The sequence below is a fragment of the Streptomyces sp. NPDC002825 genome, assembly GCF_040295385.1.
Classification (GTDB): domain Bacteria; phylum Actinomycetota; class Actinomycetes; order Streptomycetales; family Streptomycetaceae; genus Streptomyces.
The window spans coordinates 36,512-54,783 of the sequence record NZ_JBEOVH010000013.1 but is presented as its reverse complement, the minus strand read 5'-3'; the positions used below and the strand labels follow the sequence as shown (position 1 = coordinate 54,783).

Sequence of the window (18,272 nt, the reverse complement as noted above, 5' to 3'; positions counted from 1 at the left end):
CCGGTGCAGGTACGGGCCCTGTCCCGTACCGACACCGCTCGAGGCACGGCGCGGCCGGTGTCGGATACCCGATCGGTTCCGGCGCCCTCTCGGGCTATGCTGCACAGGTGTGTTTGTCCACGGGCCGTTAGCTCAATTGGCAGAGCAGTGGACTTTTAATCCATTGGTTGTGGGTTCGAGTCCCACACGGCCTACGCGAAGCGGGCGAGGGAAAGCCCCCTGACCTGCTGTGGAGCGCCCCACTTGGTTGCGACCGGGTGGGGCGCTCCGTCGTTCGGGGGCTCGTGCGTGAGCGGACGGTCCGGGCAGGAGGCGGATCACGGCGGACTGAGGGGCAGACGGCGGCCTCTCCGGCTACAGGCGAGAGGTGGCATCGGCCCACAGCGGCATGTCGAACTCCTCGTCGACCATGTCCTCCTCGTACCAGCCGGAGCCGGCCAGCCACGTCTCCAGCCACTCAGCGAGGCTGCCCGCGTCGACGAACCAGGCGCGGGTGAGGTTCTGGTCGGTGATCGCGTTCGGCTCGAAGAGTAGGACCGTCCCGTCCTCGCTCAGGCAGTCGACGGCGGCGCTCATGGCGCAGCCCCAGTCGAGGATCGGTACGACTCCCTTGGGCCAGGACCACTCGGTGTCCGCGTCGGCCGGCGGTACGCGGTCGAGGTAGCCGTCGACCACGGTGTCTTCTTCGGTAGCCGTTGTCCGGGCGAGAGGGAAGAGCGTGTAGTCAGGGCCGAAGCCCCCGTCCCCCGTGACAGGGGGACGGTGCCGTCCGCTCGCCGTGGCCCTGGCCGAGACGCGTTCGAGCAGATCGTCGTACTCGTTGATGCCGGGCATCTTCGCGGACACGTCTGACAGCCAGGGCCGGTGCGCCGCACTGTCAGCCGGTCGGCGCGTGGCCGACAGCTCACGGACGGTTCACCCGCTGCGCCTCCGACGACACCTTCGACTGCCCGCTGGCCTCAGGGGGGGCAGGTCTGTGCGTGATCGCAGCCGCAACGTGCTGGGAGCGGGGGGAGACCGAGATAGGCGCGCAGGGCCTGCTGGGTGTCGGGGAGCCCGTGGGGAGTGAGCCGCTGACCGAAGTCGGCGACGTTCCAGTGGCCTTCCTCCAGGTCGGCGATGGCATGAAGGAGCTGCTGCTGCGGGCGACTGAGATCGGCGTAGGGAGGCAGGGGGTCGGGCAGCGGAGTGGGGAACAGACCGGGCAGGACCCTCCGCGCGACATACCTCCGGCTGTGGGGCGCGATGTGCGGAAGACAGGCGACCACAGCGGCGCTCGGGACGGGAGCGGGCAGGGCGAGCAGGGTCTCGGCGGTGTGGCCGTGGAAGTCGCCCTGGCCGAAGTCCGTGGCGGGCACAGGTGCCGGCGCCACGGCAGCGGCGGAGAGTTCGGCGACGGCGTGGTCGAGCAGCGGAGTGCCGGTCTTCGCACCGGCCCTGCCGGCGAGGCGAGCGATCGCGACGAAGGCGACACCCCCGAATTGCGCGGACTCACTCAGCACTACTACGCCCACTCCTTCCGCCTGGCCGCCGAGGCCGGCGATCCGGAGCTGTCGGCGACGGCCCTCCGCGGCCTCGCCGTGCAGTGCGTCGACCTCGGCTACCGGGCCGAAGCCGTCCAGCTCGGCGAAGCCTGCGTGGAGTACGGCCGTCACCTCGACACCCCGCGCGCCGTCGCCTACTACGAGGCCACCCTCGCCAACGCCGCCGCCCAGGACGACGACCGCCGCATGGCCACCAAGCACCTCGCCATGTCCGAGACCGCCATCGGCAAGCCGGCCGCCGCAGGTGCTGACTCCTGGGCCGCCCACTACTCCCCCGGTCGTGGGCCCACGAATCCGGCGTGATCCTCTCCCGCCTCGGCGACCTCGACGCCGCCGAGGAACACCTCCACCTCGCCCTCGACATCCACGGGCTCGATCGCCGCCGCACCCGCGCCATCGTCCTCGCCGACCTCGGCGGCGTCCGCCTCCGCCAAGGCGACGTCGACGGAGCCCTGGCCACCTGGCGCGACTTCCTCGACTGCGCCGACGGCATCCGCTCGGTCAAGGTTCAGGCCGCGCTCCAGGACATGCGCGTCCGCCTGCGCCGGTACAGCGGAGTGCCGGAAGCCCAAGAACTTCGCGAGCAGGCAGCTCGCATCGCAGGCTGACCCGCCCCGGTCGGCTTCGGCACCGGCATGTGGATCTCCCCCACCCGGGACCGATGAGCGGTACTGCTTACCAACGAGCTCTACTACACCTGCGAGCGCCAGCCGCCAACGTCCCTTCGGAACACGTTCCGCGACGTCCGGCCAGGACCGACACCGCCCGCCTCATGGGTGATCACCGGCCGAACGACTAGGTTTCCACACGCTGGATTCATCCCACGCGTTGCCTTGCCCGATCGACATCGATCGGGAACCACAGCGCTGGACGTGCATGAGCGATCGTGAGCGGACGTTCCGGCACGGACCGGTCCGGCCCGGATCGCGCGGCACCGTTCGCTTTGCCCGACCAGGGCACCCCGGAGGGGGCAACACCCTCCGGCATGGATCAGTTAGACCGACCAGGACTCTCCGTCATACCGCGCACGCAGTTCCCCCCTCGATGAGGCACTCTCCCTCGGACCCTCAGCTCAGCGGCGCAAGGCTTCGGCAGGCTGGATCCGTGCCGCGCGCCACGCTGGGTAGAGGCCGGCGACGACACCTGTCACCAGCCCGATGGCCGGGGCAGCGGCCGCCGTCGACGGGTGGATCACCGGCGTCCAGTCACGGATCGCGGCAACCGTCACCACCGTCAGGACGCCCAGGGATGTACCGACGAGACCGCCCAGGGTGCCGAGCGCGCCGGACTCCGCAAGGAACTGCACCGTGATGTGGCGTCCGCGTGCGCCCAAGGCCCGGCGCAGACCGATCTCTCCGGTACGTTCCAGAACGGCGACCAGGGTGGTGTTGGCGATGCCCACGGCACCGATGACGAGACAGATGGTCGCCAGGAGGAGGAACAGCTGGCTCAGGTCGTCGCCGACCTTGCCCCGCAGCGCCTTGGGGTCCGGCGGTGGCACAACCTTGAAGTACTCGGGGTGGTCGGGACGCAGTGCTATCGCGGCTTCCTGGGCGGCCTGCGGAGCGGCGCCGAGCTCGGTCGAGATCAGCATCTTCGCGCCGCCGTCTTCGGGGCTGCCCCACATCCGCTCCGCCGTGGTGCGTGGTACGACGACGGAGAGCAGCAGGTCGGCCTTCCGGTCCGTGTCGGAGACGATGCCGATGACGGTGAACGGCTGGCTGCCGACGAAGACGGCTGGGCGGGTTTCCAGAGTGGTGATGCCGAGTCGTTCGGCGACTCCCGCACCGATGACGGCCACCGGCGCCGCATGGCCCGACGCGTAGCCGTCGTAGACCCTTCCCTCGGCCAATCGGGTGCCCGCCGCGGCGAACACGCCGGGCGAGGCGGCCACGACGCCGATGGTGTTTTCAGTACCGGCGTCTCCGACGATGGCTGAGGACCGTACGGCCTGGCCCGGCGCCAACCGCACCGGCCAGTACACCCCGGCGTGCTCGACTCCGTTCAGGCGCTCGATGCGGGCGTCGGCATCTCCTGGGAAGGCGAGGCCGGCGAACTCGTTTTGCTCGTGGGCGACGTCCTCGACGGTCACCTCGGTCGCGCTCAGGGCGTTGAAGCGCGTGTCGATCTGCGACGAGGTGGTGGCCGTCAGTCCCAGGATCGCCACGAACGTGCCCACTCCGAGGACCGTGCCGAGGGCGGTCAGCGCGGAGCGTCCAGGGCGCTGGAGCATTCCCGCAAGGGACTCGGTGAGGACGTCATGCCAGCCGAACACGGAGGGCCGGATGCTGCTCGTCCGTCGGACCCGCCTCACCCGAGGACCTCGTGGGGCGCGGACTCCGACAGGCTCAGTACGCCGTCCCGGATCGTCACCATGTTCTCGGCGCGGGCGGCGACCAGAGGATCGTGGGTGATCACCAGAACCGTCATGCCGTCCTTGTGCAGTTGCGTCAGAAGAGCCAGCACCGAGTCCGCGTTGACCGTGTCGAGATTTCCGGTCGGTTCGTCGCACAGCAGCAGAGAGGGGCGAGTCACCAGCGCTCGGGCGATGGCCACGCGCTGTCGCTCCCCACCGGACAGTCTCGTGGGCAGGGAGTCGACGCGATGCCCTAGGCCCACTTGCTCCAGTGCCCGACGCGCCCGGTCCGCACGCTCCCGGCGGGGAGTGCCGTCGTAGACGAGGGCGAGGATGACGTTCTCCAACGCGGTGCGCTGGGGCAGAAGATGGAAGGACTGGAAAACGAACCCGATACGCAGCCCACGCAGTGCGGTGCGGTCGGCATCCCGAAGCTTGCCGGTGTCGATGCCGTCAAGGAGGTATGTCCCGCTGGTAGGCGCGTCCAGTAGGCCGGCGATGTTGAGGAAGGTGGACTTTCCCGACCCGGACGGGCCTACGACGGCGACGAAGTCGCCACGCTTGACAGTCAGGTCACAGGGCCTGAGGGCAGCCACAGGAGGCGGCCCGGGATACGTCAGCCCGATCCCCCGGAACTCGATGACCGGCGTCTCTGTGTCTGTTCCGGCTTCCATCACGGGGAGTTCCCCTCGCGGGACGCTCCCGTGATCACCCGGTCGTCCTTGGCAAGCGATCCGGCGGCCGTCGGGGTGACGGCAACGAAGCCGTCTCCCTCCGTGCCGGTCCGTATCTCCACCTGGCGCCGGTCGCCGTCCGTCTCGACCACGGTCACGGTCGTCCGCCCGTCGGCGCCCGAGCTGATGGCTGTGATCGGGACGACGAGAGCCTTCCCGTCCGTCGACGCCGCAATGACGGTGACCCGCACGTCTTGACCGGTCAGATCCGCCTTCAACGGTGTACCGGGGGTGATCTCCACGAGCCAGCCGGTTCCGCCCTGCGGGGGCGCCTCGCTTCCATCCCCCTTGCTCCCGCTGCCTTCACCCTGCCCCTGACTGGCTGTCAGGCGCTTGTCGGTAACAGAGGTGACCTTGCCCTTCGCGGATGTTCCCGTCACCTCGGAGTAGATCTCGGCCATGTGTCCGGGGCGTATGAGGTCCTTCTGGTATTCGGGAACGTATGCCTGCACGACGAGCCTGCCGGAGGAGAGCGTCATCGCGGTTCCGGTCGCCTCACCGCCCGCCCTCGCGAGCACCGCATTCACTCGGGCAGGGAAGCTCTTCAAGAAGACGACCTCGGCAGCGGGCAGCGTCGGCCCCGAGGCGGCCTCAGCGGCAGCAAGGGCCTTCCGCGCGGCGGACAGGTCCTCCCGCGCCCTGAGAACAGACTTCTGCAGTCGGCCGCTGTCGCCGTCGGACGATGCAGCAGATGCTGTACCCGCAGGGTCCGCATCGGATGCCGCTGCGGACGCACCCTTGGTATCCGCAGCGTCGTGTGTGTTCACGGCGTCCTCGGCGTCCTCCAGGGCGCGTTCGGACGAAGTGACCCGAAGCCGGGCCTCCGCGACCGGATCGCCCTCCTCGCCGTGTGCCGGGATCGGGTCGTACCCCAACGACGCGTAGAGGGAGTTGAGAGCGCTCTTCGTGCCGGCACCGAAGCTGCCCGCCGCGTCGGGCGCCGTCTCGTGGCCGAGCTTCCGCAGTGCTCGCTGCAACTGCTGTACGTCGTCGCCCGTGGCGCCAGGACGCAGGTCACGGTAGACGGGCAGGGTGCCCTCCAGGGTGAAGACGGGGCGCCCGGACACCTCCATCAGGACCTGTCCCGCTCGTACGGTGTCCCCAGGGCGTACCGGAATCTTGGTGATGACCGGTCCGGCCCCGCCTTCGCCTGCGGCACCCCGGGGAGTCACCTCGACCATCTGTTCCGCCACCACTTCACCACGGGTGATGACAGACGACTTGAGCACCCGGTGTTCCACAGGTGCCGTCAGCACGGTGGGCGGGGGTGCCGCGGCCTCCGCAGCGGCCTGCGCGGGGGACTTGACCAGCAGCGTCGCCCCAAGTCCTCCAAGCGTGGCGCATACGGCGCCCAGCGCGATGGCGGCCACCCACCGGCGTCGACCGGTCGTTCCGTTCGTACCCGGCGCGGGGTCCGTCGCCTCCGGACTGCCGTCTCGCTGCTGCTCCATGTCTGCCGTGGCGCCCGTGACCCGCGACATCGCTCCCCTTCGTCGTAACGCCAGAGTGGGCGGTTCAGCCGCCGACGATGTCGCCTGTGGCACCCGCGGCCGGAGCGCACTTCGCCCTGGCAGCCCGAAACTCGGGCGTGTGGTACTTCGCCTTCTCGTCGTCCGTCAGCTTCACTTCACCCGTGGACGGATCGGGGTCCGGGTACTCGGAGAAGCCGTTCTTGCGTATGCAGGCGCTGAGTTCCTTCTCCTTGGCCAGGAAGTCGGCCGGAACCGTCGAGGTCGACGTGGGAGTGGGAGCGGGGAGCTTGTCCGCGCACTTCGCCTGGGCGTCCTTCATGGTGGCGGGTTCGTTCTTGTCCTTGTCCACGCGGAGCTGGCCATCGTCACGCTTCTCCAGGACAAGGCCGTTCTCTTCGAGGCACCGGTAGTAGCCCTGTTCCGCCGTGCTGGCGGAAGACGGCTGCCCCGCGTTCGCCTCGGTGGAACCGCCACCTGAGCAGCCGGTGATGAGCGCGGCGGCGCACAGCGCCAACGCTGCGAGTCCGGACGCGGCGGGACGAACGAGCATGGGGACTCCGATGGGCGCGCGATGAAATGGGTGCGGGTGCTATGAACCCATTTGACGGATCCGAGCCAGAAATAGGCTGGTTGTGATCCTGCCTGATCATTTCGGGCAGAGGCGGCGAGGATAGGGCCGCCGAGAAGGTCTTGTCCACCGCCTCTGAAACCCGTGGACACCCTCATCGCTGGCATGATCAAATCAAGCGCTTCATGGCCTGATCTTTACGTTCGGCGTGGTCTATGCGTTCGGCCCCAACGAAGGGTAGATGGATGAGTACTGATCGAGTGATACACAAGGCAGCGGCGCTCGCGGCGGCAACCGTGGCGATGGGTGGGCTCGTTCTGGGCACGGCGGGGCCGGCGGCGGCGTACGACAATGACGGCAGGATCGAATCGGGGGAGTTCGGGTTCTACTACAACTCCGACGAAAAGGGCTGTGTCTTCGACGTCTACGTCTACGACAACAACTTCGCCGACAACTCCTTCAAGGACCCGTCCAGCATCAACTGCGCCGGCGAGGGGCAGTCCACGAACGACAACACTGCGTCGTACTGGAACCGCTGGACCGGCTACTGCTACGTGTGGACCGACAGCTACCGCGGGGGGATCCGAGGTTCGCTGCCCGGTGGCTACACCGGCAACGCCTCCGCCACGTTCAAGAACCAGATTTCGTCTACCGCAGACACCGTATGAGCTGGCGTCATGCCGCGGTCGTCGGGGCGGTCCTCGCCCTGACGGGCTGTTCCGCCATCGGCGGAGACGGCTCCGCCCAGAGCGATGCTGAACCGCGTGTCGGCTCCACGCCCGCGATGCTCAGGACTGCGGGCGTGAGTTTTCCGCTGGACGCCTACGAGGCCACTCCCGAGCAGCAGGACACGCTCACGCAGGCGCAGAACACACTCACCGGCCGGTGCATGACCAGGTTCGGCTTCACCTTCCACGCCCCTGAACAGCCTCCGGTCTCCGGGGGCGAGTCGAATGCGCGTGTCTTCGGTCTGGCTGACCCGGACACGGCCGCCCGTTACGGGTACCTGAACCCAAGCATGGCGACCGCTCCCAAGCAGAGGCACTCGGAACGACCTCTGACCGAGGCGGAGCAACTGGCTCTCGGCGGCGAGAAAGACCTGAACCCCGCTGACCTGCCCTCGAACCTGGAGGAGGCAGAGAAGGGCGGAGGAAGCGACGTGACGTTCAACGGGCAGCGACTGCCTATCGGTGGTTGTATCCGCGAGTCCTTTCTCAAGCTCTACGCGCGCAAGGCGAACGAGGTCGACATCCTCTTCGTGTTCAACCTCAAGAGCGAGGCCGACTCGAGGGCACGCGAGGACTCCCGGGTCCGCGCGACCTCCAAGCGCTGGTCGGAGTGCATGGGGAAGGCCGGGTACACGGTCCACGACCCCGTAAAGGCAGCCATGGAGATGGGATTCTCCGAGCGCGAACTCTCCAGCGGCCGGGCGATCACCGCGGCCAAAGCTGACGTACGGTGCAAGCAGCAGGTCAACCTGGTCGGGGTGCGCTACGCAGTGACGACCGCCTACCAGAAGCAGCTGATCGAGAAGCACGCCGAGACCCTGTCCCTGGCCAAGGAACAGCTGGAATCCCGACTGGCCCTGGCCGCCTCTCTGACGCGCTGAGCAGAGCATAGGCCTGGTCATCCAGGCTTGTGGTTGCCGTTCTGGTTACAGTCGGACCCGCCCGGCCCCGTCCGAATGGGCCCCACGAGTTCGAATCTCGTATGCTCCGCCACGGCTGACCAGCTGAAACGAAGGTCCCGACCGCTCAGCGGCCGGGACCTTCGTCATTCCGTGGTCGCGGTTCTGGCTGCAGTTCCCGGCTAAGGGCTCGCTGGCACGGTCTACGCGAGGCGGGCGAGGGGAGACCCTCTGACCTGCTGGGGAGCGCCCCTACCGGTTTTGATCGGTCGGGACGCTCCGTCGTTCTCGGGCGGGTGAGTGAGCGGAGGCGTTGGGCCGGAGATGGTCTCTCCGGCTACAGGCGTGAAGCGGCATCCGCCCACGGCGCCATTGAGGAATCGGGATCCAGCCACATCGATAGCCGGCATCTCGTCATGGGCTTTCGGTGTGGTCGGGCCCTGATGAGCCTGCGGTACGTTCGGTTGGACGAGACGGGGGGCGACGAACTGGCTCAGCCTGGAGCTGACCGGTGAGCCGGCGGAGGGGTTGAGGATGGGGTTTGGCGAGGAGTGGGCTCAGCTGAAAGCCGAGGCTGCAGCGCGGACGGCTTCAACGCCGAAGGTGCCGTCCGTTGCACGTGGGCTTCCAGCAGCAGAGGTCGATCCCGTGGAACAGGCTCGCGAAGCCGTACTGGAGCGGTTGGCGGACTTCCGCAGCCGCGTGGTGCTGGTGCCGTTGGATGAGCGAGACGGGCTGTGGACCGCCGAGTTCGGGGGCCTGGACTGGATCTGCGCGTTCTCCGACGAGGAAGCGCTGGCCCGTTTCGCCACCGCACGTGGCGACGAGGACCGGGAGTGGCCGTACCGGCGAGTGGTCGGAGCGCGGCTCCTGGACGAGGTGGTGCCGGTGCTGGACTTCCCGTGTGGCGTGGCATTGAACGCCGCGGGGCCGGACGGAGCTGTGTTCCCGCCGGTGCGCGGGATCGTTCCGGAGAGGGCGGCACTGGACGGGGAGGCGGCGTGAGCGGCGACCAGCCCGATCTCAGCTCCTCCAAGGAAGCGCTGGGGCAGATCGCTTTGGGCATCACCCAGACGCTGGCCGAGCTGAAGGAGCTCGGCATGGTGGGCATGGCGAGCATGGGGAGGGGGTTCGCCGACACCGCTCTGTCCGGAATGGAGACAGGCAACGAGAGGCTGGCGACCACGTTGGGCACCTTCTGCGAGCGTTGGGAATGGGGTGTCAGGGCGCTGGTGCAGCAGGGCAACGCGTTCGCGGCGAATGTCGGGCTGTCGGCGGGGATACTCCACGAGCAGGATCAGTACCTCCAGGGCTCCTTCAAGGTGCTCGTCAACTCCGGTATGGGCAATCCGTATGCCACCGAGGACGAAGTCATCGCCAAGGACTGGGGCGAGGTGTTCTCGGACAACACCTTTACTCAGATCCGGGATGCCGACTACAGCAAGGAATCCTTCGACCGGGCCACCGAGAACAGCACGGAGGCGTGGAAGGGGACAGTCCGGGACCTCAACAGTTCCAAGATCCTCCTGCCCAACCAGCTGATCGACGCGGCGGGGATGCGCGAAGAGATGGATGCAGCGGTGGAGGACATGGTCGGGCCGCCGCCGAAGTCTCAGCAGGGTGGCGAGGGCTGATGGTTGACTGGCGAGGACTGGCCAACACGGGCCTGGGAAAGCTGGAGCAGGGTTGGGAGGCCGGCAAGAAGGCCCTGGGCGAGGGCATCGACCAGGGCACCGACTGGGCTGGGGACAAGCTCGACTACGTAGGCGCTCACGACTGGGCGGACAAGGTCGAGGACTGGGGCGATGATGTCGCATCCGATCTAGGGGCCTCGATAGGTGAGCAGCAGCTCGGCGAGACGGAACAGGCCAATGAGCTGATCCACGGGTCTTCCGCAGCCCTTCGGGAGTCGGCGAAACACTTCAAGGACTTCCAGGCAGCCTTCGACCGTGTCGGCCAGGGCATGCGCGCGCTGGACTCGGGCCACTGGAAGGGACAGGCGGCCGACGCCTTCCGGGAGAAATTCGCCATGCACCCGGGGGACTGGCTTCGGGCTGCCGACGCCTGCGAAGCCACTGGTAACGCGCTTCTCCGCTACGCGGACACGGTGGACTGGGCGCAAGGCCAGGCGCAACAGGCGATCGACTTGTACAAGAAGGGCAAGAAGGCCTCGGAGGACGCCGCAAGCGCCCACGAATCCAAGGTTGACGAGTACAAGGCGGCCGCACAGGCCGGCCGTGACCCGGGGCCGGAACCTCCCCCGTTCAGCGACCCTGGTACTGCGGACGTCAAGCTGGCTTTCGAGATGCTGAAGGACGCACGCCGCCAGCGCAACGAGGCTGCCGCCACTGCTGAGCGGGCCATCGCGGCAGCGACAGAGCACGCCCCTGCCGAGCCGCCTCCGCTTGACCGGGCCTTGTCCTCGTGGGCCGACTCACAGGGAGCCACGGCCGTGGAGCTGAACCACTTCGTGGGCGGGGTGGTCAAAGGAACGGCGGGGCTCCTCACGTTCGCCCGGGGCCTCAACCCGACCGACCCCTACAACCTCACGCACCCGGCTCAGTACCAGCAGAACGTCAGCCTGACGCTGGCCGGTCTCGTTTCCACGGCAGCCCACCCCGAGCGCGTCCCCGGAGCGATCATCGACAGCTTCAGCAAGGACCCCAGCGAAGGGCTCGGCCGACTGCTCCCGGACCTGATCGGCACGAAGGGGCTCGGCGGAGCCAGGGCAGGAGTCCGTATCGCTGTGAGGGAAGGGCTCGAAGGAGCAGTCGAATCAGGGGTCCGACACTCTGACGAGTGGCTGACCGGCGCCCGCAGGCGCCCCCGGGACATTCTGGACGACCCGGCGCAGACACGGTGGGCCGAGGACGCGTACGCGGACTTCATGCGGGACTCCCGGGACATCGACGCCATCAGCGGTCACACTCAAGGACTGGCCCGCGACAACGGAGCGACAGGATTCTCCTCGGAGGAGATCGCGGCCATCAAGAAGCACGTCTTCGACACGGAACACCCCATCGAGGACTACGAAACCGGGAAGGTCGTCGTGCGCAAGTTCGACGCCGATGCGGAGATCGCCGATGCGTGGATTCGCTTGAGGTCCGGCAACTCCCTGCCCGAGGACAGGCTCCTCCTGGAGCACGAGCTGGCCGAGCTCACCTACCTTCGAGAGCACCCCGGAGCGACCTACCAGGAAGCGCATCGGGTCGCCAACGAAACGTACAATTGGCAGAACTCCGTACCGCTGAACAAGCGGGAAGACTTTGAGGGTGAGTGGTAGTGGCCGCGCTCGTCTACTTCCGGAAGATCTCCGAGGACGGGGAGTTGGTCCGCTACGAGTTCGGGGATGATCCGGACAACTTCACGCGGCACCTGACCATGGACAAGGAAGCCCGCACGTCGTCGGCCGACGACGGCCGGACGGACTACTCGTTCGTCAAGGCGTCCCGGAAGATCAACGCGATGCGCGAGGAACGCGGCCAGTGGCCGGACCGGGGCATGAGCGTGAGTTGACCGGCCCATCGAGCCGGCGGCGCGGCGCGGCCCGCAGCAGTGGTCTGCTGCGGTGATTGCAGCGCCGTCCATGCGTGAGCGATGCGTGAGCGGACGTTCCGGCACGGCCCGGTTCCGTTTGGATCGCGCGGCACCGTTCGGCCTGTCTGGCCAGGCCGTCCCGGACGGCGCGGCATCGTCCGGCACCACCCACGCTGCCCCGGCCAGGACTTTTAATCCATTGGTTGTGGGTTCGAGTCCCACACGGCCTACGCGAAGCGGGCGAGGGAAACCCTCTGACCTGCTGGGGAGCGCCCCACCTGGTTGTGACCGGGTGGGGCGCTCCGTCGTTCGGGGGATCGTGTGTGGGTAGAACTCCGTACCGCTGAACAAGCGCGAAGACACAGGGGCTGGGAATCATGGTCGCGTTCCACTCATCCGCGCTGGACGGAGTCGCCCGCAATCCGGTGCTGCCGGAGGCGCTGCTGCTGCGGATGCTCGGGGGCGGTGAGCGGCCGCCCCGTGGCGCCGTTCAGCGGGGTGGACTTCCCGAGCCGGCCGTCGGGTTGGTCCTGGGCCACCCGAACCCGGGCGTCCGGATCGACTTCGCCGAGAGTGCCGGGGCGGAGCCCGGGCAGCGGGCGCGGCTCGTGGGCGATTCCTCTCCCAAGGTGCGGGCGGCTCTCGCGTACGGACCCGAGGTGTACGACCCGCGCACAAAGGTCGCGCCGCTGCCGGACGCCGTGTGCGCCCGGCTGCTTGACGACCCGGATCCCTCCGTACGTACGGCCCTGCTGGGGTCGCCCCATCTGGCGCCGTCGTTCGTGGTCTCGATGGCCACCCACCGCGACCCGGCGGCGCGCCGGCGCGCGGTGCGTGCGTGGGAGAGCCTGCCGCCGGGCGAGCGGTCGGCGCTGCTTGCCGACCCCGACGCCGAGGTGCGGCGGGCCGCCGCGCTGGGGGAGTGCCGACGGGACGCACACGTCACCGCTGAGCTCCTGCGCGATCCGAAGTCCGCCGCGGAGGCGCTGCGTCACGGCCTCCTCGGCCGCGGCGACGCCGAGCGGTGCGTCGCCGAGCGGACGCACCTGGCCGCCCTCGCCGAGAACCCGTCGCTGCCCGCCGACCTCGTGGAGCGGCTCGCCGTCGACCCCGACGAGGACGTACGGCTCGCGGTCTCCCTCAGACCCGAGCTGGACGAGACGCGGCGCATGGCGATCGACTTCACGGCCGGGGAGTTCGACAGGGGGGACGGCGTGCGGTGGGTACGGGACGGGCTTGCCGACCCCGAGGTGCTGCGCAGGGCCGCGACCTCCGCCCACCCGCTGCTCCGGCGCGCCGCCGCCCGGAGCCCGCACCTGGAGCCCGACCTGCTGTGCCTGCTCGCACGCGTCGAGGACCCGGTGTTGGAGAGCCTCCTGGGCATTTACCACCCCGACACCCCGGAGGAGGTCCTGATGCGTGTGTTCGCGCGGCTCGGCGGGACGTTCTCCGCCTGGATGGCCGAGACGCATCCCCGCTTCCCCCGCGTGGGTCTCGCCGCGCGCTTCGCGGACCACCCCGACGGGAACTACCGCCGGCTGGCCGTCCGGGACCCGGCGGCCACGCCGGAGCTGATCGAACGGCTCAGCCACGACCCCGCGGTCTGGACGCGTCAGGCGGCGGCCGGCGACCCGCGGCTCCCGCTCCACCGGCTCCGCGAGGCCCTCCACGTCGCCGAACTGGCGTCCAGCGCGGGCGCCAACCCGGCACTCCCCGAGGACGAGATGGCCGCCGTTCTGGACCGGGCCGGCGTCTGACCGACGAAGGGTCAGGAAGCTGCCGGGCGGCGGTACGTGCAGACGTTGACGCCCTGGGGGCTGGTGACCGTCGAGACCAGTTCGAGGGTGCGCAGGGTGCCGTCCGCCGGGAAGATCGACTTTCCGCCGCCGAGGAGCACCGGCATGACCATCAGGCGGAGTTCGTCGGCGAGGTCCTCGGCCAGGAGGGTGCGGGCGAGGCTGGGGCTGCCCATGACGAGGAGGTCGCCGCCGGGGGCCTGGTGGAGTTCGCGGAGGCGGGCCACGGCCTTGTCGGCGGGGATGAGCGTGCTGTTCCAGCCGAGGCCGGCCTCGTCGAGGGTGCCGGAGACGACGTACTTCGGGAGCGCGTTCATCCGGTCGGCGAAGGGGTCACCGGCCCGCTCCGGCCAGGCGGCGGCCATGGTCTGCCAGGTGCGGCGGCCGAAGAGCAGGGCCTCGGCCCGCTCGGTCGCCTCGGCGAACGCGCCGCCCACGACCTCCGGGTCGAAGAAGGGGTGCGTCCAGCCGCCGTGGGCGAAACCGCCGTCGGTGTCCTCCTCGGGACCGCCCGGGGCCTGGACGACTCCGTCGAGGCTGATGAACTCGCTGATCACGATGCGCATGAGGTCGGTCCTGTTCGTCCGTGGCTTCTTCGTCGTGCCGTACGGAAATGTAGACGGACCCGGTGCCGGGAAGTCATCGCTTCCCGGCGGACTTTCCTGAGAACTTTCCACGCACAGCGCCCCGATCGGCTCGGCCGGTCGGGGCGCGGTGGTGTGGGCCGGGGTGGCTACGGGGTCGGGGAGACCTCGACGAGGGCGCCTCGGCGGTCCAGGTCGAGGACGTGTTCCAGGTCCCGGTCCAGGACGTCGGGGTCCTCGTGGGCGAGGACGACGCGGCCGTAGGACGTGATCAGGTCGGTCGTCTTCTCGATGCGGTCCCCGGCGGCCTGCCCGCAGGTGTCGAAGAGGTAGCTGTCGAGGTCCCGGCAGGACTCCTGGACGCGGTTCGCCGTGACCACGCCCCCCACCTGGGCGGACAGGAAGCACTCGACGATGCCGCGCCGCAGGGAGGGCCGCACCCGGGTCAGGCGCTCGAACTCGGCCGGCGCCACGCGCGAGGCCAGGGTCAGGTCGATCACCGAGTGCGAGGAGGACTCCTCGACCAGCCTCGGGCCGAGGCCGCCGTGCATGCGGGCGCCGGTCTCGATGAGGACCGGGCCGTCCTCGGTGAGGATGAGCTCGCTGTGGGCGGGGCCGTTCTCGATGCCGAGGGCCGCGAGCACCTGCTCGACGTACGCCACGATGCCGGGGTGGTCGCCGACGTCCACCGAGGTCATCGCACGGTAGACGGGGTTTCCGTCGACCGTCTCCTTCGTGTAGCGGAACATGTTGACGACGAAGGCCGAGCCGTCCAGGGAGACCGAATCGACGACGAACTCCGGTCCGACGAGACGCTCCTGGACCAGGACCTGTGTGATGAGCTCGCCGGCGAGGTCGTCGCGGCCGAAGAGCTTCTCGCAGGCGGCCCGCACCTCGTCGGGGGACGAGCAGAAGAACACGCCGTCGGTGGCGAAGGACTTCACCGGCTTCACGACGAACTCGGCCAGTCCGCTCGCGGCACTCCACGCCACGGCGGACTCGGTGTCCTCGGCGAGGTGGTGCGGGATGTACCGGACGCCCGCGTCGCGCAGCCTGCCCTGCATCAGGAACTTGTCGCGCCGGGCCTCGGACGACCCGGTGTTCGGTCGCATTCCCCAGTGGGCCGCCAGCAGGTCGTACGCCTCGACCCCCGGCTCGGACCCGCAGATGAGGTGGTCGGGCCGGCCGCCGCACAGGGCCTCGATCGCGCGGGCCGTGGTGAGGACGTCCGCGTAGCGCAGCTCCGCGACGAAGTCCTCGGCCGGGTAGGTCGCGACGAGCGCGGGCGGCAGGGTCTTCGACGTGAGTACGGCGATGGAGTCCAGGCCGTACAGCTCCTTCGCGCGGCGGGCGAGGGCCGAACCGCTGGAGTACGGGTCCACGATCACGAGCTTGCCCGCGCCCGTGTCGGTGGCGATCGTGGGGTCAGGCATTCTCCAGGACCTTCTCTTCGCTCTCGTCCTCGTCGCGGGGCGCGGGCTCGTTGCTCCGGACCATGGTCATCGCGAGGGACCCGACGAGGGCGCAGCCGGCCGAGACCCACAGGGCCGTCTGCCACTGCCCGCCGTCGAGCAGGTCTCCGTAGACCGCCGCGGCGACCGCTCCGCCCAGGTAGAACGAGGACTGCCGCATGCCGATGGAGACCATCTGGCGCGCCGGCGCGAAGCCGGACATGGCGACGGTGTCGAGGAGCGGCATCAGGCAGTAGTTGAACAGCAGCCGCAGCAGGTAGAGGACGATGAAGACGGCCAGCGGCACGGTCAGCGACTGGAGCAGCAGGCCGAGAACGGCCAGGACCCCGAAGAAGGCGGCGCTCGGGCGCAGCGAGAACCGCTTGACCAGGACGGGCGCGAAGATGGCGCCGAAGATGCTGACGATCTTGTCAGTGCCCAGGATGAGCGAGATGTCGCTGACCGGGATGTCGTAGACCTGCTGGAACAGGACGTTGGCGAACCGGAAGAACAACGCGATCGACGCGCCGAGGAACCCGGCCGCCAGGAAGAGGGCCACGAAGTTGCGCTTCTCGACCGGTTCCCGGCTCTCCTCCCGCGCGGCCGCCGTGGCCGTCTTCGCCACCGTCCGCGCCGACGGGAGGCGCAGGACGAGCATCAGGCAGGCCGCCAGGAAGGACAGCAGCAGGAAGAAGCGGTACTTCTCCAGGTCGCTGGTGTGCAGCCAGCCGCTGACCGTGGACACCAGGGCGGAGCCGATGACTCCGGCGCCCAGGTAGGAGATGAAGAAGGCGCTGAACAGGCGGGTGCGGGAGGTCTGCGGGACCTGCGCGCCGGCGATGGCGTTGCCCACGGAGAGGAGGCCGAGCATGCCGGCCAGGATCAGGCTCAGGACGACGGAGGCCGAGGCGACCGAGGCGACGAACGGCAGACCGGCGAACGGGACGGTGTACAGCACCGACGCCCCGATGAGCAGCGTCCGCTGCGACATGTACCGGCCGAGGAAGAGGAGCGGGATGACGGCGACCGCCATGGCGCCGGTGGCGATGGCGTAGATCACGCCCGCGTCGCCCTCGCTGATGCCGCGCTCGGCGAGGTAGAAGTTGAACACCACGTCGAAGATGGTGTTGGCGAGCCCCATGAAGAAGGACGCGGCCAGGTAGAAGTAGATGGGCCTGGGGACCGAGGCCAGTTTGCTAGACAAGAGAAGTGCGTCCTTGGGTCGGTACAAGTGCGTGCCCGGTGTGGCGCTCGATCAGCGCCGCCGCGTGGCTCCAGGGGCCGTAGCCGTCCCGGGTGGCCAGGTGGCCGCCGCCGGGGACGGTCTCGACGGTGCTCCCCCAGGTCTCCGCCAGTGCCAGGGCGCGTTCCAGGGACAGGAACGGGTCGTTGTCGGAGACCACGAGGTGCGTCTTCAGCGGCAGCGCGACGGTGGGCAGCGGTGCCTGCGGGCTGATGGCCGGCAGCGTGTCGGCCGCCTCGACGTCGGCCGGGGCGACGAGGAGTGCCCCGACGACCCTGCTGTCATAGTGGGTGGCCGCCCACTGCGTGATGGTCACCGATCCACAGCTGTGGCCGATGAGGAAGACCTCGCCGTCGAGGGCGCGCACCGTCTCGTCGAGCCTGGCGACCCAGCGGTCGCGGTCGACGGTCGCCCAGTCGTCCTGGACGACCCGCGAGAATCCGGCGTAGGTGTTCTCCAGGTGCGTCTGCCAGTGGTCGGAGCCTGAACCGGTGTACCCCGGTACGGTCACAAAGTGCATGGATTTACCTTTCGAGCCGGAGGTCCTGGAGGGGAACGCTGAGGCCGAAATGGAGCCCGAGCAGTTCTTGGAGCCGTGCGTCGTCGTCGACGGGGGTGGTGGTGCTGCTGCCGTCCGCCACGACGATGAGGTTGCCGTCCCGGACGCTCACCCGGCCGTCGGGGGTGGGGATGCTCGCCACCTTGTGCTGGTTCAGCAGGCTGTCGGGCGACGCCGTCGTGTAGAAGTGCGCCATGCCCAGGTCGGCCGCCTCGACGGGGGAGTCGACGAACCGGTAGATGTCCTGCCAGTCGGCGGCGTTGACGGCGTGTTCGTGGATCGACACCGTCCAGACCGGGGCGGCCGCGCCGTGGGCGAGGCTGACCCGGGTCGAGAGGGCGGGGTGGGTGAGCTGTTCCCCGTCCGCCAGCCGGACCGGTCCTCGGGGGCCCCGGGCGCCGTAGCCGATGTCGAAGAGCCAGCGCTCCCCGTCGAGGGTCACGACGAAGATCTGGTGGGTGGCCGGGCCCTTGGGGCTGACGGCGGCGCCGAGGCGGAGCTCGTAGTCGAATCCGCACTCGTCGAACAGCCACTGCATCATCCGCCCCGTCTCGAAGCAGATGCCGCCGCGGCGGCGGTCCACGATCGTCTCGTGGAGCAGCTCCCGGGTCAGGCCGCGCTCCGCGTTGCGGTGCATGCTGAAGTTCTCGAACGGCACGTTGTACAGGTGCGCTTCATGAAGCTGCCGAAGGCAGTCGAGGGTCGGCTCCGGGGGTGTGCGGAGTCCGATCCGGTCGGCGTAGTCGGCGATGAACTGGTTCACAGGGGTCTTTCCGGTCATGGTCGTCAGGGGAGGGTCGC

Annotated in this window: 20 protein-coding genes, 2 tRNA genes and 1 pseudogene; 12 read left to right on the top strand and 11 right to left on the bottom strand. The window is 69.0% G+C overall.

From position 1 onward, the window contains the following. Positions 1-121 precede the first annotated feature (121 nt). Positions 122-194, top strand: a tRNA-Lys gene (locus tag ABT041_RS18495). A gap of 160 nt (positions 195-354) precedes the next feature. Here ABT041_RS18495 and ABT041_RS18490 read toward each other — a convergent pair. Continuing rightward, the gene (locus tag ABT041_RS18490) at positions 355-846 is read right to left on the bottom strand and encodes an SMI1/KNR4 family protein (RefSeq protein ID WP_351185494.1); all 492 of its coding nucleotides are present in this window, start codon (positions 844-846) and stop codon (positions 355-357) included. 113 nt (positions 847-959) lie between these two features. After that, complete coding sequence (locus tag ABT041_RS18485; RefSeq protein ID WP_351185491.1) at positions 960-1,502, bottom strand: hypothetical protein; 543 nt, start codon at positions 1,500-1,502, stop codon at positions 960-962. Here ABT041_RS18485 and ABT041_RS18480 point away from each other — a divergent pair. The 3 genes and pseudogenes from ABT041_RS18480 to ABT041_RS18470 form a co-directional block, all read left to right on the top strand. Next, positions 1,482-1,847 (top strand): hypothetical protein, encoded by a 366-nt coding sequence (locus tag ABT041_RS18480; RefSeq protein WP_351185488.1) that lies wholly within the window; start codon positions 1,482-1,484, stop codon positions 1,845-1,847. The genes ABT041_RS18485 and ABT041_RS18480 overlap by 21 nt on opposite strands. Beyond that, complete coding sequence (locus tag ABT041_RS18475) at positions 1,844-2,152, top strand: NsdA family TPR-like regulatory protein (RefSeq protein ID WP_351185485.1); 309 nt, start codon at positions 1,844-1,846, stop codon at positions 2,150-2,152. Before ABT041_RS18480 ends, ABT041_RS18475 begins: the two co-directional genes overlap by 4 nt. An 18-nt stretch (positions 2,153-2,170) precedes the next feature. Beyond that, a pseudogene (locus ABT041_RS18470) lies at positions 2,171-2,290 on the top strand (serine hydrolase domain-containing protein); the annotation flags it as partial. 326 nt (positions 2,291-2,616) lie between these two features. Here the strand turns inward: ABT041_RS18470 and ABT041_RS18465 are convergent. From ABT041_RS18465 to ABT041_RS18450, 4 genes are all read right to left on the bottom strand, one after another. Then, positions 2,617-3,723, bottom strand: coding sequence for an ABC transporter permease (locus ABT041_RS18465; RefSeq protein ID WP_502976520.1), 1,107 nt, complete (start codon positions 3,721-3,723; stop codon positions 2,617-2,619). A 131-nt stretch (positions 3,724-3,854) separates the two neighbouring features. After that, a complete protein-coding gene (locus ABT041_RS18460; RefSeq protein WP_351185867.1) occupies positions 3,855-4,574 on the bottom strand; it encodes an ABC transporter ATP-binding protein in 720 nt (239 codons plus the stop codon). Beyond that, positions 4,574-6,004, bottom strand: coding sequence for an efflux RND transporter periplasmic adaptor subunit (locus ABT041_RS18455; RefSeq protein WP_351185479.1), 1,431 nt, complete (start codon positions 6,002-6,004; stop codon positions 4,574-4,576). The genes ABT041_RS18460 and ABT041_RS18455 overlap by 1 nt, the downstream gene beginning before the upstream one ends. A 145-nt stretch (positions 6,005-6,149) precedes the next feature. Then, positions 6,150-6,656: a hypothetical protein gene (locus tag ABT041_RS18450; RefSeq protein ID WP_351185476.1), complete on the bottom strand. Its 507-nt coding sequence runs from the start codon at positions 6,654-6,656 to the stop codon at positions 6,150-6,152. Between the two features lie 263 nt (positions 6,657-6,919). Here ABT041_RS18450 and ABT041_RS18445 point away from each other — a divergent pair, with 263 nt between their 5' ends. The 8 genes from ABT041_RS18445 (at position 6,920) to ABT041_RS18410 (ending at position 13,595) form a co-directional block, all read left to right on the top strand. Next, complete coding sequence (locus ABT041_RS18445) at positions 6,920-7,342, top strand: hypothetical protein (RefSeq protein ID WP_351185473.1); 423 nt, start codon at positions 6,920-6,922, stop codon at positions 7,340-7,342. A gap of 134 nt (positions 7,343-7,476) precedes the next feature. Next, positions 7,477-8,283, top strand: coding sequence for a hypothetical protein (locus tag ABT041_RS18440; RefSeq protein ID WP_351185470.1), 807 nt, complete (start codon positions 7,477-7,479; stop codon positions 8,281-8,283). Positions 8,284-8,949: 666 nt separating this feature from the next. Continuing rightward, positions 8,950-9,306 (top strand): SseB family protein, encoded by a 357-nt coding sequence (locus ABT041_RS18435; RefSeq protein ID WP_351185468.1) that lies wholly within the window; start codon positions 8,950-8,952, stop codon positions 9,304-9,306. Beyond that, positions 9,303-9,935 (top strand): hypothetical protein, encoded by a 633-nt coding sequence (locus tag ABT041_RS18430; protein WP_351185465.1) that lies wholly within the window; start codon positions 9,303-9,305, stop codon positions 9,933-9,935. The genes ABT041_RS18435 and ABT041_RS18430 overlap by 4 nt, the downstream gene beginning before the upstream one ends. Continuing rightward, the gene (locus tag ABT041_RS18425) at positions 9,935-11,584 is read left to right on the top strand and encodes a WXG100 family type VII secretion target (protein WP_351185462.1); all 1,650 of its coding nucleotides are present in this window, start codon (positions 9,935-9,937) and stop codon (positions 11,582-11,584) included. Before ABT041_RS18430 ends, ABT041_RS18425 begins: the two co-directional genes overlap by 1 nt. Then, entirely contained in the window at positions 11,584-11,817 is a 234-nt protein-coding gene (locus ABT041_RS18420; protein ID WP_351185459.1) for a hypothetical protein, read from the top strand. The genes ABT041_RS18425 and ABT041_RS18420 overlap by 1 nt, the downstream gene beginning before the upstream one ends. A 152-nt stretch (positions 11,818-11,969) precedes the next feature. Beyond that, positions 11,970-12,068: transfer RNA gene (locus tag ABT041_RS18415), tRNA-Lys, on the top strand. Positions 12,069-12,215: 147 nt separating this feature from the next. Further along, a complete protein-coding gene (locus ABT041_RS18410; RefSeq protein WP_351185456.1) occupies positions 12,216-13,595 on the top strand; it encodes a Mucin-2 in 1,380 nt (459 codons plus the stop codon). Between the two features lie 11 nt (positions 13,596-13,606). On the opposite strand, the gene ABT041_RS18405 is transcribed toward ABT041_RS18410, so the two are convergent. From ABT041_RS18405 to ABT041_RS18385, 5 genes are all read right to left on the bottom strand, one after another. Beyond that, complete coding sequence (locus ABT041_RS18405; RefSeq protein WP_351185453.1) at positions 13,607-14,200, bottom strand: dihydrofolate reductase family protein; 594 nt, start codon at positions 14,198-14,200, stop codon at positions 13,607-13,609. Positions 14,201-14,367: 167 nt separating this feature from the next. Next, positions 14,368-15,651 carry an ATP-grasp domain-containing protein gene (locus ABT041_RS18400; protein WP_351185450.1) on the bottom strand — a complete coding sequence of 428 codons (1,284 nt, stop codon included), beginning with the start codon at positions 15,649-15,651 and terminating at the stop codon, positions 14,368-14,370. After that, entirely contained in the window at positions 15,644-16,873 is a 1,230-nt protein-coding gene (locus tag ABT041_RS18395; protein WP_351185447.1) for an MFS transporter, read from the bottom strand. Before ABT041_RS18395 ends, ABT041_RS18400 begins: the two co-directional genes overlap by 8 nt. Then, complete coding sequence (locus tag ABT041_RS18390; RefSeq protein ID WP_351185444.1) at positions 16,866-17,432, bottom strand: RBBP9/YdeN family alpha/beta hydrolase; 567 nt, start codon at positions 17,430-17,432, stop codon at positions 16,866-16,868. The genes ABT041_RS18395 and ABT041_RS18390 overlap by 8 nt, the downstream gene beginning before the upstream one ends. Positions 17,433-17,436: 4 nt before the next feature. Continuing rightward, positions 17,437-18,252: an arylamine N-acetyltransferase family protein gene (locus ABT041_RS18385; RefSeq protein ID WP_351185441.1), complete on the bottom strand. Its 816-nt coding sequence runs from the start codon at positions 18,250-18,252 to the stop codon at positions 17,437-17,439. Positions 18,253-18,272 lie beyond the last annotated feature (20 nt).